Raw genomic sequence first — 14,081 nt, 5'->3', positions numbered from 1 at the left:
TCATCATGCCAAGTCCATTCTCGACCTTCAAAGAGTTTTCTGAGACCAAGGGGCCGATTTACACGTTTGCCAACAATCCGACGATGATTGGGATTTTGCTGCTGATTTCTGTGGCGATTTCGCTCTATTTCATCTATGCCTCCTTCACCATGCAAGATGGGTCAAAATCCAAAAATCCGGCGATTTTGAGTATTCTTGTTTTGGCCAGTGTGGGGTCGATGATCAGTTCCTGGGTTCAGACTGCCAAAGATTCGACTACGGCTGATCGTCGCGTCAGATCTGAAATGCAAGCAAACTGGCAACCTTTGGCGATGCTAGGGTTATTGGGAACCGGAACGACGATCGGACGGCGGCGATCGAGAAAGCGGAAATCCAATCTGCGTCGTTAACGTAGCGTCAGTTCGATAAAGTTTTTTCGCTGCGTTGTCAAGCGCTTCTGCCCCCCAACCCCCCATTGTGGGAGACTTCAAGACAAGGATTCCAGTTCAAAGTCCCCTACTTACAGGACTTAGCTTGGGGACTCCCGCACGCCTGAAAAATGTTGGTAATGACAAGCACTTGTGGGGGATTTAGCTTGCTTTCCCGAATTTGCAACCGCAGCAGAGCATTTTCATCAAGCTGAGGGCTGTCTAAATTTAGACGATCGCTCCTACATTTTTCCCCTACACGCCTTTCCATTGAATTTTAGGAGGTTCTGTCTGGGCTAATAGCTTGCCGTTTGAGATCACATATTGGACGGTAGCGCGGCGACGAATGGCATCGTAGCGATCGTCGGCATCCAATACAATCAAATTGGCAGGCTTGCCCACCTCAACGCCATACTGGTCTTCAACATGCAGCGTTTTTGCCCCGTGCCACGTCACCATGTTATAACAAGCCTCAATCTCAGACATTCCAGTCATCTGACAAACGTGAACCGCCATCGACGCGACATCCAGCATGTTTCCCGTACCAAGCGAATACCAGGGATCTTGTACACAGTCGTGACCTAGACTGACATTCAGCCCTTGTTGCCAGAGTTCTTTAACCCTCGTCACGCCTCGACGCTTGGGATAGGTATCCGTTCGACCCTGTAATGTAATGTTGATCAAAGGGTTAGCGATGAAATTGATCGCAGTGCGCTGCAAAAAGCCCATCAGCTTGAAGGCGTAAGCATTGTTGTAAGACCCAAACGCTGTCGTATGGCTCGCCGTCACCCGCGAACCCATCTCTTGACGCATCACACAGGCCGCCACCACTTCTAAAAACCGGGACTGATCATCGTCAATCTCATCACAGTGAATGTCAATTAAGCGATCGTACTGTTCCGCTAGTTCAAAAATCCGATGAACCGATCGCACGCCATCTTCACGAGTCAGTTCGTAATGAGGAATGCCACCCACGACATCGGTTCCCATTTTCATCGCTTCCTCAATCAGCGACTCATTTTTAGCCCCTCCATAGATTCCATCCTGAGGAAAGGCTACGACTTGCAGCGTCATCCAATCTTTGACTTCTTCCCGAACTTCTAACAAAGCTTGTAGGGCGGTCAGACTCGACTCGCTCACATCGGCATGACTGCGGACAAAGAGAACCCCTTGCGCGGCCTGCTGTTTGAGCGTGGCGATCGCCCGTTGCTTGACGTTATCCAACGACAGATTTTGCTTATACTCTCGCCAGACTTCGATTCCTTCAAACAGGGTGCCGCTTTGATTCCAGCGAGGGTTTCCAGCGGTTAGCGCCGAGTCAAGATGAATGTGGGACTCGACAAAAGGCGGACTGACTAGCTGATTGGCAACGTTCAACTCCAAAACAGCCGTTCCCTCAATAGAAGGGGCAACCGCCACAATTTTGCCATTCTGAATCGCGACATCGACTTGCTCAACGCGATCGACTGCACACAACAATCGACCCTGACGCAACAGAATGTCGTAAGGCTGATCAGACATACTAAATACCCTGGGTTAGCGGTTGGCTTTGAGTGAAATACAGAATTTTAGGCGCAGATGATGGAATGCAGCCCATAAATACTTCATTTGTACTTCTGAATCTATCGTCCTGAAATGGCTCGATCGTTGTCGTATTCGATCTTACCGTTCTCAAAACGCATCGATTGCAATCTAGAAACCAACCGCTAAACGCTAATAACTCTGTCGTTCCATCAATGGCTCTAACCAGGGCTGAAACTGGTCGCGTCGAAAGATCTGGGCACGACGACGATAGTCAAACCGCACTAAGCTCGGCAGTCCATGTTTACGAAGACAATCTTTGATCCAGGAAGCAACGCCCTGACCCGCTTCGGGTAACATTTCGGTTTGAAAAGGGCCATACATCAGCACCAATTGACTGTGGGTTTGAAGCGGCGAATCTTGCTCGATTAGCTTCGTCAGGTTGGTGTGAGGGTTGTGGCTGTGAGAGTGATGGCCTTCTCGGCGCGATCGACTGCGAACATCTGAAGATTGAGGCTTACGTTGAGAATGTCGGTGGGGCATATAACTCCTTACGAGAGGGTACAAAAATAGCCAATCAACTCCCGCCTGTTACGTATCCAGGCATATCAGGAGTCAGTTGGCTGTGGGGTAAATGCAACTTAAGTCAAGGTGTAAAGCTTTATAAGCTGATAGTATTATCTTTTATGAAAAAGTGCAAACATTAACAGATTGATATATCAAATGGGGTCGATTGGAGACAGAAGTGTGTTAGCGGCGACAAGAAGAAGGGCGTACGCGCTAATTCCCTCAAAAATTCAACTCTGAGCCAAACAATACAATCTGCTCTATCAAATCTGATAAGTTAGCTTCAGACCAACTGTAAGAAAACGGCGAACTGAACTAATGACTGTCTATGAATATCGGGCAGGTCTAGAGGGCGTTCCAGTCACCCAATCCGGCATCAGCTTTGTCGATGGGCAAAAAGGCATCCTGGAATATCGCGGCATCCCCATTCAGGAACTTGCAGCCAAAAGCACTTTCCTGGAAACAGCCTATCTCTTGATCTGGAAAGAACTGCCAACCCAAGACGAGCTAGAAGAGTTTAAACACGAAATCCGCTATCATCGACGGCTCAAATACCGCATTCGAGACATGATGAAATGTTTCCCCGAAAGCGGCCACCCGATGGATGCGCTTCAGGCTTGTGCGGCCGCTCTGGGTCTGTTCTACTCACGTCGTGCTTTAGACGATCCGACATACATTCGAGCGGCTGTCGTCCGGCTTTTGGCCAAAATTCCCACAATGGTCGCCGCCTTCCAGCTGATGCGAAAGGGCAACGATCCAGTACAGCCTCGTGACGATCTGGGTTACGCCGCCAACTTTCTCTACATGCTCAACGAGAAAGAACCTGACCCCTTTGCGGCGCGAATCTTTGAAGTTGCACTGATTCTTCACGCAGAACACACGATCAACGCCTCAACCTTTTCGGCAATGGTCACTGCTTCTACGCTGACTGACCCCTATGCAGTCGTGGCCTCGGCAGTCGGTACGCTGGCTGGCCCGCTACATGGCGGAGCCTCTGAGGAAGTGATCGAGATGCTCGAAGAAATCGGCTCCGTTGAGAACGTCCGCCCCTACTTAGACGGCCTTCTAGAACGCAAATCTAAAATTATGGGATTTGGGCATCGAGTTTACAAAGTCAAAGATCCCAGAGCGACCATTTTGCAGCAGCTTGCCGAACAACTTTTTGAGAAATTTGGTCACGACAAATACTACGATATCGCCACTGAGCTAGAACGCGCCGTCGAAGAAAAATTGGGCCACAAAGGCATTTATCCCAACGTTGATTTTTATTCTGGACTGGTGTATCGCAAGTTAGGAATTCCTACAGACCTGTTTACGCCTGTGTTTGCAATTTCTCGTGCGGCTGGCTGGCTGGCTCACTGGCGCGAACAACTGGGCGAAAATCGCATCTTTCGGCCAACTCAGATTTACACCGGATTGCACTCCTCGCCTTACATTGAGATTGACGATCGCTAGTCCGTAAGTACGGTATGAAGGGTGTCACCCCTCTTGTGCAATTCCCGATCCCTTGCAAACATAACAACGTGACGATTTTCAGGAACTCCAGCCCTCAGGAATCTTGCTTCTGGGGGCTTCTTTTATGGAAAGTCTATAGAGATACGGCTGTCTAAGGAATTCTATGGAGTTCCATCTAGAGAACGGGAAATTGACCGCTTGTGGGTAGCTCAAAGAGGCTGCTGAGGATTATTCACTCGCTCCATTCCTCAGAGTCGATAGATCGCTGCCCAACCATTCACTTCAGTCAATCCCGCTCATTGGATAGTTTGATAGGCGAAAAGCTCAGGAATTCAGGACTTTGATCCGGTTCCGTTCCCAGAGTAAAGATATACTGATAGGCGTTAAGGTCGTCAAAAATCTTCATCTGAAAGGATCGGCTGGCGACGACTCGTTTGATGACTTGATGCGGATTGGGAAACATGAACCCAGGAATTGACCTTCAAGGAACTTTTATTGAATCCGTTAAAGGATTTGGCATTCCACCGGGAGCTGCTAAAGCCCTTTGGATGCCTCTGCCAATGGTAGTCATGCTGATCGTGGCCACCCTGGGTGTATTCACGATGGTTTGGCTCGAACGAAAAATCTCAGCCGCCGCACAACAGCGGATCGGGCCAGAATTCATCGGGCCGTTAGGGATATTGGCTCCGCTTGCAGACGGGCTAAAGCTGGTCTTTAAAGAAGATACCGTCCCGGCAAAGGCTGACTCGTTGCTGTTCCTCCTTGGCCCAGTGATTGTCGTTTTGCCTGTGTTTTTGTCGTATCTGATTGTCCCGTTTGGCGAAAACATCGTCATGACCGACGTGGGCACTGGAATCTTTCTGTGGATTGCCCTGTCTAGCGTGGCACCGATCGGTCTGCTGATGTCCGGCTATGCCTCTAACAATAAATACTCCCTGCTGGGGGGGTTGAGAGCGGCAGCCCAATCGATCAGCTATGAGTTGCCCCTGGCGCTATCCGTCTTGGCGATCGTCATGATGTCTAACTCTCTAAGCACGATCGATATTGTGCAGCAGCAATCTGGCTACGGCATCCTCGGCTGGAACATCTGGCGACAACCCGTGGGCTTTCTGATTTTTTGGATCTCCGCCCTTGCCGAATGTGAACGCATCCCCTTTGACCTCCCAGAAGCCGAAGAAGAATTGGTCGCAGGCTATCAGACCGAATACTCTGGCATGAAGTTTGCCCTCTTCTACATCGCTTCTTACGTCAATCTGGTGCTATCTGCCTTGCTGTTCGCCGTTCTCTATCTCGGCGGCTGGGAATTTCCTGTGTCGGTGAGCGTGATTGCGAGTGCGATCGGAGTTAGCGAAAACACCCCCTGGCTCCAAGTTTTGACGGGCACCCTGGGCATCGTCACCACCTTGCTCAAAGCCTATTTTCTGCTCTTTTTGGCAGTTCTCTTGCGTTGGACGGTTCCGCGTGTACGGATTGACCAATTGTTAGACTTAGGTTGGAAGTTTTTGTTGCCCGTCTCCCTGGTGAATCTGCTCCTCACCGCAGGGTTGAAGTTGGCATTTCCCTCCGCTTTTGGAGGCTAGAAAATGAGGGATGAAGGATGAAAGAGTTTTGAGTCTGAGTTCTGACTTTCAGGTTGTTCAGAGGTTCAGCCACTTCTCTAACCCCCGTGTCCGGTTCATCCCTCATCCCTCATCCCTCATCCCTTCTGGAGAACACTCATGCTTAAGTTTCTTAAACAGGTTAGTGACTATACCAAAGAGGCGGTTCAGGCGGGAAAATATATTGGTCAGGGGCTATCTGTCACTTTTGATCACATGCGCCGCCGCCCGATTACTGTGCAATATCCCTACGAAAAGTTGATTCCTTCTGAGCGGTTTCGAGGGCGGATTCACTTTGAGTTTGATAAGTGCATTTCTTGTGAAGTCTGTGTCCGCGTTTGTCCGATCAATCTGCCTGTGGTGGATTGGGAATTTAACAAAGAAACGAAGAAGAAAAAGCTCAACCACTACAGCATCGATTTTGGAGTCTGTATTTTTTGCGGCAACTGTGTCGAATATTGCCCCACGAACTGCTTGTCGATGACCGAGGAATATGAGCTATCGACCTACGATCGCCACGAACTCAATTACGACAACGTGGCACTGGGCCGTCTGCCCTACAAGGTGACGGATGATCCAATGGTCACGCCGCTGCGCGAACTGGTTTACTTGCCCAAAGGGGTGCTTGATCCTCACGACCTTCCCGCTGATGTGCGGCGATCGGGCAAAACCCCAGAAGAAATCTTGGAATCAGAAAAATAGCAGGCAATTGGCGATGAGCTAGTTGCCAACTGCTGCTCAACAAGGAGTTAGAAATCGTGAATTTGGCAGAAGGGGTTCAAATTGTTTCCTTTGGGATTCTGGCAGTGATGATGCTGGGGTCGGCCTTTGGCGTAGTGCTGTTAAATAACGTGGTTTATTCAGCTTTTTTGCTGGCTGGCGTGTTTATTAGCATCTCAGGGCTTTATCTGTTGCTCAATGCTGACTTTGTGGCGGCGGCTCAGATTCTCATCTATGTCGGTGCGGTCAACGTGCTGATTTTGTTTGCCATCATGCTGGTGAACAAGCGACAAGACTTTGTGACGGTGCCGAGAATTTGGATTCGTCAGGTGGCGACGGCTGTTGTTTGTGTGGGCATTTTTGCGCTACTGGGGACGATGGTCGTCACGACACCCTGGGCGATTTCGACAGCGATGCCTGCGGGGGATGCGTCGATCGTCAAGATCGCTCTACATCTCTTCAGTGATTTCTTGTTGCCGTTTGAGTTGGCTTCGGTGCTGTTGCTGATGGCGCTGATTGGTGCAGTGGTGCTGGCACGTCGCGAGTTTCTACCCGAAGCAACGCTGGATGCGGATGGCACTGAAGCCCTCACCTTGCCAGAACGCCCTCGCGAGTTAATGACCACCGGCCGCAGCGATGGCACTATTCAGTAGGAAGCAAAACTATGCAACTTCAATACTTTTTGCTGATTGCAGCAGCACTTTTCTGTATTGGCATCTATGGGCTGATTACGAGTCGAAATGCGGTGCGCGTCTTGATGTCGATCGAGCTAATGCTGAATGCAGTCAATCTCAATCTGATGGCGTTTTCTAACTACCTCGACCCAGACACGATTAAGGGACAGATTTTCACCATTTTTGTGATCACGATCGCAGCAGCAGAAGCGGCGGTTGGGTTGGCGATCGTCCTGGCTATCTACCGCAACCGCGACACCGTGGATATGGAGCAATTCAATCTACTCAAGTGGTAAGCGTTGGATTGCCCAAACAATAAAATTCTGAGAATGAAGGGTGCAAGCGATTGTGCCCTTCTTTTTAGGGGTCATCCTTAAAAAGGACAAAAAGGACGATGAATGTTTGACAATATTTGCAAATTTTTGGTTGAAACCTTCCCGATCGATTTTGCAAGCTGGCTTTTGGGAGACCCAATTTCTCTCACAGAACTCAGCCCCTCAGAGCTTTCGACGGAACCTATTCGAGCAGACGCATTGATTCTCCTGGAGTCCGACAACCTCGTGCTTCATGCCGAATTTCAGACCCAGCCCAAGGCTGAGATTCCCTTTCGGATGATTGACTATCGGCTGCGCGTCCACCGTCGCTTTCCCAACAAACAGATGCGACAGGTTGTAATCTATCTCAAGCCCACGACATCAGAACGTGTCCAGCAGACCAGATTTAGCCTCGAACGGACTTCTCACGAATTCGATGTGATTCGGCTTTGGGAACAACCTACCAGCGTCTTTTTGCACTCTCCAGGGTTGCTGCCGTTTGCGGTTTTGAGTCAGACAGACGATCGGGCACAAACGCTTCAGGAAGTTGCTCAAGCAGTTGCAAACATTTCTGACCAGCGAATGCAAAACAATGTAGCAGCTTCTACTGCGATTCTGGCTGGCTTAGTATTAGAGAAGGACTTGATTCAAACCATTTTGCGGAGAAGACTTATGCAAGAGTCAGTCATTTATCAGGACATTCTTCTAGAAGGCAAAGCAAAAGGCAAGGCAGAAGGCAAGGCAGAAGGCAAGGCAGAAGCGCTGGAGCAAGTTGCGACCAACCTGTTGAATGAGGGAATGACGATCGACATCGTGGTTAAGGTTACAGGACTCTCGATCGAGCAAGTCCGACAGCTACAAGCCAAATCCACCTGAAAGTTGTCAGTCCTAGAAAGAAGGACGGTAGACTTTGAAGACCGGACGACCACAGGGTAGAGTTTAACGATCACACTCAGCTAAAGTACTGTGCAGCTAAAGCAGGTCATCATCATTCATAAAGCAGGCGATCCTCTGAGTCGTAGCTGGGCTGAGAAGTGCGCTCGTCAATTAGAGAAGCTTGATTGTCAGGTTTTGTTGGGGCCAAGTGGAGCCAATGACAATCCTTATCCCGTGTTTTTGGCATCGGTGCAGCCGCCGATCGACCTGGCGATCGTGTTGGGTGGCGACGGGACTGCTCTATCTGCGGCAAGAAATTTAGCGGCGGATAAAATTCCAATTTTGGCGGTGAATGTCGGCGGACATTTGGGGTTTCTCACGGAGTCGTCAGAAGATTTTGACACAGAGACCGTGTGGGATCGGTTGCGAGACGATCGCTTTGCCGTCCAGCGGCGGATGATGCTGCAAGCGATGATTTTTGAGGGCAATCGCACCAATTTGGAGCCGATGAGCGATCGCTTTCTCGCCTTAAATGAGATGTGCGTCAAGCCTGCTTCTGCCGATCGCATGATCACCTCGATTTTGGAAATGGAAATTGATGGCGAAGTGGTCGATCAATATCAGGGCGATGGGCTGATTGTGGCGACACCGACGGGTTCAACCTGCTACACAGTGGCGGCGAATGGGCCGATTATTCATCCTGGCATGGATGCGATCGCCGTCACGCCCATCTGCCCGCTCAGTTTGTCGAGTCGGCCGATTATTTTGCCTCCGGGGTCTGTCGTGAGTATCTGGCCGCTGGTTGATCGAGACTTGACGACTAAGCTGTGGATGGACGGCGTTTTGGCCACGACAATTTGGCCGGGTCAGCGGGTTGACATTCGGATGGCTGATTGTGATGCTCAGTTTATTATTTTGCGAGAAAACTACTCTTACTTTGAGACGCTGAGAGAAAAGCTGCAATGGGCAGGGGCGAGAATTCGATACAGCAACAATCATCGCAATTAAGCAGGTTTGAGCCAATGTTGTTTGGACTGCTCAATCAGATCCAGGTATTGAGAAACGGCTCGATCGCAGCTAAATTCCGCCGCCTGGTTCTGAATCGACTCGACGCAGATGGGGGCATCGATCGCTTGTTTCATCGCGTCTGCCAGGGCTGTTGGATTCTCAATCGGCACCAGTTGACCAAACCTTCCACCTGCCAAAATTTCATCGGGGCCATAGGGGCAATTAGTTGCAACCACCTGACAGCCACAGGCCATCGCCTCAATTAAGACTGTGGGCAGCGCTTCCCAGCGAGACGACAGCACAAACACACTGCTCCGACTCATGTACTTGTAGGGATTCGCCTCAAAACCCGGTAAGTCAACGTCTGCCTCCAGTCCCAACTGTTTAATCAGCGCTGCTAACGGTGCCCTCAGTCCGCCTTTACCCAAAATAATCAGACGAGCGGGGCGATCGCGTTTCACCCACGAGAAAGCCCGAATCAACGTCTCAAAGTCTTTTTGCGCGTCCAGTCGTCCCACACCTAAGAAGACCGGAGGTTGTCCAGGCTGTAACCAGGGATGATCGACAGGTTCCTGTGCTTTTTCGTATAGGGTTTGACCGACGATCGGATTACGAATCACTTTGAGTAACCCGGCTCTCAACTTTAAATCGGCTTGTAGCTGCTCGGCCAGTCCATGAGAAACGGCCACTACGGCATCGGACATGGGATAGAGCGATCGCATCAACAACGGGACAAACTGGCTGCGTCGCTCGTCGAGTCGGTTCTGATTTTTGGACAGGGCTAGATGCTCCACCAAAATGAGACGAATCTCAGCGCGCGCCAGCAGTTTTGCTAACACAGGAATCGCATTGGTATAGCTAAGATTGGCGATCAATACTTTGGGCTTTTCTTGACGAAGGTAGCGACTTAGCGGCAACAACAGCTTAAAAGCGCCCAAGGCTCTAGGCGGTGCCACAACCTGAAGATCGATGACGCGCACCTGTGGCGGCAGATTTTCGACCACAAGCTCGGCCGCAGAAGCGAGCACTAAATCCACAAAAAGGTTTCGCTCGGCCAGACCTTTGAGTAGATTGAGAACAACTTTAGTGTCTCCGCCTACAGGATTGCCAGCGCACAATAGAGCAATACGATCGACGTTTTGCATTTCATATCCAATTTGTATAATCTTTGGGAGCGATGCACTCCACTCGATTCAGACTACCCACTTTGGGCGTTCAGTTCCTGAACAATGGTTTTAAGTTTTGCAGACGGTTCACAAAATTGCTCAGGGTTTAGCGTTTGTCGATTGGGGCGTGCCTTTTAGAGCCTCTTGAGCCGAAATGCCGTCGCCCTGAAACCCGAAATGCCACAGTACAGATGCCGCTTCCGCACGAGTCACCGATCGCTTGGGTTGAAACAAAGTCGTATAGCCAAACGCCCGCCGCAAATTGGATTGGTCTCCATTCTGAAAGTCGGCGAGTACGGCTCTGAGCGCCCTAGAGTCAATGCGGGCGGCATCTTGAAAGCCCCAGGTTTGTTTGACGGATTCGATCGTCGCCGTGGGCAAAGCTTGACGCATATCAACGGGCATCTTCCAGAGAATCATTTCTTCGCGGGTCAGCGGCGCATTGGGGCGAAACAAAACTGTTGTGCTGTCTCCAGAAAGCGAACTGGGAATCAGCCCAGCCTCAGCAAGTCCCTGAATCGTGGCAAAGTCAGCATCGCTGCGACCCACATCTTGAAAGGCAGGCTGAGACGTATCGACGGCTAACCGAATTTGTCGAGCAGGTCGGCTGGCGTAAATGCGGTTATTGGCTGTCACGAGCCAACGGGCATACTCGCGGCGCGTAATCACCTTATTGGGTTCAAATAAGCCTTGATCTTTGGAAGCAGATTTGTTGGCTGATAAGTCTAAAACGCCCAACTGGATCAAGTCTTGAACGTATTTCTGAAGCTCTTTGGGCGCTTTGTTGAGGTCGGTAAAGTCTCCAGATGTGGCGGCGGCAGGTGAAGATGTGGCGGCAGGTGAATTGTCTGGCACCGCTGAAGGAATCGGGCCAACAAACTCAGGACTGCCCGGACTGGGAGCAGCGGACGGAGAAGCCCCAGACTGAGGAGCAGAAGCCGTTGTAGAAGGACGATCGACGCGAATTTCAAACTCCCCTGATCGCACATTTACCGCCACTTGTAGACCGTCTCGACTCGCCTCAAAAGTGCCTTGGTTTTTGTCGATCGACTGTCCGTCCAGTTTCCAACCATTTTTTTGCAGTTCTTGCCGATAGAACTCGACGACGCGATCGCTACTATCAGGACTGCTCCAACGAGTTAAAAATCCCTGTTCAGGCTGGCTGACTTCGAGTAAGGCGCGATTGGGATAAAGCGGAATCTCAGTCGGAAAATCAGCCGGGAGTTGGGCTTGATCAGTTTGAGCGATCGGGCTGGGTGTCGCTTGAGGAGAGCCAAACACTGAGGGATTATCTCTGAGTCGTGGGTCAGCCGCCAACGCATCCTGAAGGGATTTGCTTACTGGACTGGTACAACTCGCCAAAGGGAGCAGTAAAAAGGCAGCAACACTCAGAGCAGTCAGACGTTTAGGAGACAGCACGATCGGATGACCAACAACTTCCTCTATTCTAGCCATCCCTCATCCCTCATCCCTCATCCCTCATCCCTCATCCCTCATCCCTTCTTACTCTCAGGTCTGCTGATTGTCGTCAAGCATCTTTTGGAGAAGCGATCGCCGTTTGGCTCTCAAGCGAGCGGCTTCGAGTTCTTGAGATTCTTCGGAGAGAATTTCTAGCTTTTTGAGCCACCATTGCAAAAGGTTAGGAAATTTGATGGTTTCTTGAGACGCTTCAAGCAGTTCGATCGCACGATCGTGACAGGGAATGGTTTGCACAAAACAAGCGGCGGGTTGTTGCATCAACAGATTAGCTTGTTCTCGCATTTTTTTGCGAATACCCGTTGCACTGAGTTTTAGACAAACCGAACAGATATCTCCTTGTAGGAGACGGCGATCGCTATATAAAAGAGTGCGAATTTTGCCTGTAAAGAAGGGTTCTCGGCAAACGGTGCAAACTAATTGATCGGGGCAAGTAGTCAACTTACGCTCAAGGCAAATTCTCATTTCTGTCTCGGATCTGAGGTAAAAATTTGTTCTCTCTAAATCTCAAACTAACGAATGATGACACCTATTTTTTTGATATTTTGCAATTCTAAATATTAAAAAAAATCACTACTTATATAGAGAATTGTAAACACAAGCAGCAGAGTGATCGAGAATCCACGCCAAGACAACCAAGAGTCGTCCAAACCTCAAAACTTTTCTCGTCTAACTGCAACTCAAATCACAATCAGGGTGCCCCAAATTGATACGCTAAAAGAAGGCAGACTACCCGCCTTTACGTCATCTTGTATTCAAAGCGCCATGAAACCGCCCCTGTCTAGAGACGAAATTTTGCATCTTATTGACCACTGCTGGATGGTTGAAGATCCTGACAAAGACGAACATGCCTTTTTGTTTCGGATGATTCAAGAAAAACATCGGGCCCAATTTGAGCAGGCATTTCAAGAAACCGCCCCTGAAGCGCACGAGGCGTTTAGCCAACGTCTGAACGAATTAGCAGAACAGCGCGATCGCTCCGAACAAATTCTCTACTGGCTCTACCGAGATTCAGAACTGCGTAAACAGGGCAAAACGCTGCCTGATCAATGGGAACAGTAGTCTGCTCAAAGCTAACAAAACCAGGCGACTCTCAAAATCTCTCATTTCACAAAATCCCTCTCATTTCAACCGTTGGTCGTGCATTTTGGCTCAACCCCTACAGATAACGGTTTTGTTTAATTAATTCACGTTTGTTTAATTCACGATCCTTAGCGAATTAGCGACAGGTGAGTAGTGATTATCAATGTGATTGGTTGATCAGTTCACTGGTAATGTTCATTCTAATCTGTTACTGATTAAACTTTTATCTGTTTGGAAGTTTAGAGACGGGTTGGCGCTGGGCCGTGAGATTGTAATTTGCGATCGCTCTTCCCGTTCTCACTTCCGCAACTCCTTTCAGCATGTCTGCATTCACCTGGCCGTTGAATCGAATGTTAACGTCTTGTCCGTTGATTGATTGACGCTGCTCAAAACTAATGCGATCGCCATTCACCAATACTCGCGGAATGCTGATGCGTTGTCCCCCAAAATCAACCGTCGCCCGCACGTTTTGAAACGTCTGATCGACCTGTACTCGATAGGTTTGTGGCGACCCCGATTGAGTAGAAACGCTGCCCTGCCAGGTGCCCGAAACGGTTGCTGGAATTACCCAAAGAAAAATTGTGCGCGGTCGCCCGACATCCTGGACGAGAATAGTACGATCGGGTCGCCAATCGCCCATGCCAAAAGCGTGAGAGACAACGCGAGTGCCGGGTTTGAGTTCGCTCAGAAGTTTGGGCCGCAGTTCTAAGTTAATTTTGGGCAACAGATAGAGCGTGACGACAGAGGCTTCTTGAAAGTTGGTTTTGAATAGATCTTGCTGAAGAAACTGAACGCGATCGCTCACCCCTGCCTGTTTTGCATTCTCATTACTTTTGTTGACTAATCCTGGATTGATCTCAACTCCAACGCCGCGTTTCGCTCCAAATTTCTGCACGGCCGTAATCACCAATCTGCCATCTCCTGATCCGAGGTCATACACAACATCATTAGCGGTGACATTTCCGATTTTTAGCATCTCCATCACCACCGATTCGGGAGTCGGAACGTAGGGCACATCCGGTTTAATGGGGACGGGTGTCGGAGTCGTCTGAGCGTGAATAAGTGGGGTCGTAAGTAAGGAAAGCGCCACAAATACGCCTAACGCCAGCTTCTTTCGCATTGCGATCGCCATAAACATCTTGATTCTTTTAGCGTTTTAATCTCATCAACTCATCTATCTCAATATAGATTTTCGGGTTTTATAAAAGCATTCTAT

15 protein-coding genes are annotated in these 14,081 nt (G+C 49.6%); 9 read left to right on the top strand and 6 right to left on the bottom strand.

The window, feature by feature from the left end; genetic code table 11:
• Positions 1-5 precede the first annotated feature (5 nt).
• Positions 6-389: a hypothetical protein gene (locus ACKFKH_RS06400; RefSeq protein WP_446857418.1), complete on the top strand. Its 384-nt coding sequence runs from the start codon at positions 6-8 to the stop codon at positions 387-389.
• Positions 390-662: 273 nt separating this feature from the next.
• On the opposite strand, the gene codA is transcribed toward ACKFKH_RS06400, so the two are convergent.
• Entirely contained in the window at positions 663-1,928 is a 1,266-nt protein-coding gene (gene codA / locus ACKFKH_RS06395; protein ID WP_446857417.1) for a cytosine deaminase, read from the bottom strand.
• 192 nt (positions 1,929-2,120) lie between these two features.
• The gene (locus tag ACKFKH_RS06390) at positions 2,121-2,471 is read right to left on the bottom strand and encodes a hypothetical protein (RefSeq protein ID WP_446857416.1); all 351 of its coding nucleotides are present in this window, start codon (positions 2,469-2,471) and stop codon (positions 2,121-2,123) included.
• A gap of 342 nt (positions 2,472-2,813) precedes the next feature.
• Between ACKFKH_RS06390 and ACKFKH_RS06385 the strand changes: the two genes are divergently transcribed.
• The 7 genes from ACKFKH_RS06385 (at position 2,814) to ACKFKH_RS06355 (ending at position 9,140) form a co-directional block, all read left to right on the top strand.
• A complete protein-coding gene (locus tag ACKFKH_RS06385; RefSeq protein ID WP_446857415.1) occupies positions 2,814-3,950 on the top strand; it encodes a citrate synthase in 1,137 nt (378 codons plus the stop codon).
• Between the two features lie 461 nt (positions 3,951-4,411).
• Positions 4,412-5,530, top strand: a complete 1,119-nt coding sequence (nuoH, locus tag ACKFKH_RS06380) for an NADH-quinone oxidoreductase subunit NuoH (RefSeq protein WP_446857414.1) — start codon at positions 4,412-4,414, stop codon at positions 5,528-5,530.
• A gap of 138 nt (positions 5,531-5,668) precedes the next feature.
• Positions 5,669-6,250, top strand: coding sequence for an NAD(P)H-quinone oxidoreductase subunit I (ndhI, locus tag ACKFKH_RS06375; protein ID WP_446857413.1), 582 nt, complete (start codon positions 5,669-5,671; stop codon positions 6,248-6,250).
• A gap of 56 nt (positions 6,251-6,306) precedes the next feature.
• A complete protein-coding gene (locus ACKFKH_RS06370) occupies positions 6,307-6,921 on the top strand; it encodes an NADH-quinone oxidoreductase subunit J (RefSeq protein ID WP_446857412.1) in 615 nt (204 codons plus the stop codon).
• 11 nt (positions 6,922-6,932) lie between these two features.
• Complete coding sequence (gene nuoK, locus ACKFKH_RS06365; protein WP_446857411.1) at positions 6,933-7,238, top strand: NADH-quinone oxidoreductase subunit NuoK; 306 nt, start codon at positions 6,933-6,935, stop codon at positions 7,236-7,238.
• A 102-nt stretch (positions 7,239-7,340) separates the two neighbouring features.
• Positions 7,341-8,132, top strand: coding sequence for an Rpn family recombination-promoting nuclease/putative transposase (locus ACKFKH_RS06360; RefSeq protein WP_446857410.1), 792 nt, complete (start codon positions 7,341-7,343; stop codon positions 8,130-8,132).
• Between the two features lie 90 nt (positions 8,133-8,222).
• Positions 8,223-9,140: an NAD(+) kinase gene (locus tag ACKFKH_RS06355; protein WP_446857409.1), complete on the top strand. Its 918-nt coding sequence runs from the start codon at positions 8,223-8,225 to the stop codon at positions 9,138-9,140.
• On the opposite strand, the gene ACKFKH_RS06350 is transcribed toward ACKFKH_RS06355, so the two are convergent.
• The 3 genes from ACKFKH_RS06350 to ACKFKH_RS06340 all read right to left on the bottom strand — a co-directional run bounded on the left by ACKFKH_RS06350 (position 9,137) and on the right by ACKFKH_RS06340 (position 12,247).
• Complete coding sequence (locus ACKFKH_RS06350) at positions 9,137-10,285, bottom strand: glycosyltransferase (RefSeq protein ID WP_446857408.1); 1,149 nt, start codon at positions 10,283-10,285, stop codon at positions 9,137-9,139. The two genes, ACKFKH_RS06355 and ACKFKH_RS06350, sit on opposite strands and share 4 nt — an antisense overlap.
• A 120-nt stretch (positions 10,286-10,405) precedes the next feature.
• A complete protein-coding gene (locus tag ACKFKH_RS06345) occupies positions 10,406-11,761 on the bottom strand; it encodes an S-layer homology domain-containing protein (RefSeq protein WP_446857407.1) in 1,356 nt (451 codons plus the stop codon).
• A gap of 54 nt (positions 11,762-11,815) precedes the next feature.
• Positions 11,816-12,247 carry a hypothetical protein gene (locus tag ACKFKH_RS06340; RefSeq protein ID WP_446857406.1) on the bottom strand — a complete coding sequence of 144 codons (432 nt, stop codon included), beginning with the start codon at positions 12,245-12,247 and terminating at the stop codon, positions 11,816-11,818.
• Between the two features lie 144 nt (positions 12,248-12,391).
• Here ACKFKH_RS06340 and ACKFKH_RS06335 point away from each other — a divergent pair, with 144 nt between their 5' ends.
• On the top strand, positions 12,392-12,844 hold the full coding sequence (locus tag ACKFKH_RS06335) for a hypothetical protein (RefSeq protein WP_446857405.1): 453 nt from the start codon (positions 12,392-12,394) through the stop codon (positions 12,842-12,844).
• Between the two features lie 244 nt (positions 12,845-13,088).
• On the opposite strand, the gene ACKFKH_RS06330 is transcribed toward ACKFKH_RS06335, so the two are convergent.
• Positions 13,089-13,997 carry a class I SAM-dependent methyltransferase gene (locus tag ACKFKH_RS06330; RefSeq protein WP_446857404.1) on the bottom strand — a complete coding sequence of 303 codons (909 nt, stop codon included), beginning with the start codon at positions 13,995-13,997 and terminating at the stop codon, positions 13,089-13,091.
• Between the last annotated feature and the right edge of the window lie 84 nt (positions 13,998-14,081).

It is taken from the genome of Phormidesmis sp. 146-20 (assembly GCF_052939475.1).
The sequence above is the reverse complement of the archived record's forward strand: the minus strand, read 5'-3'. Positions and strand labels throughout refer to the sequence as shown.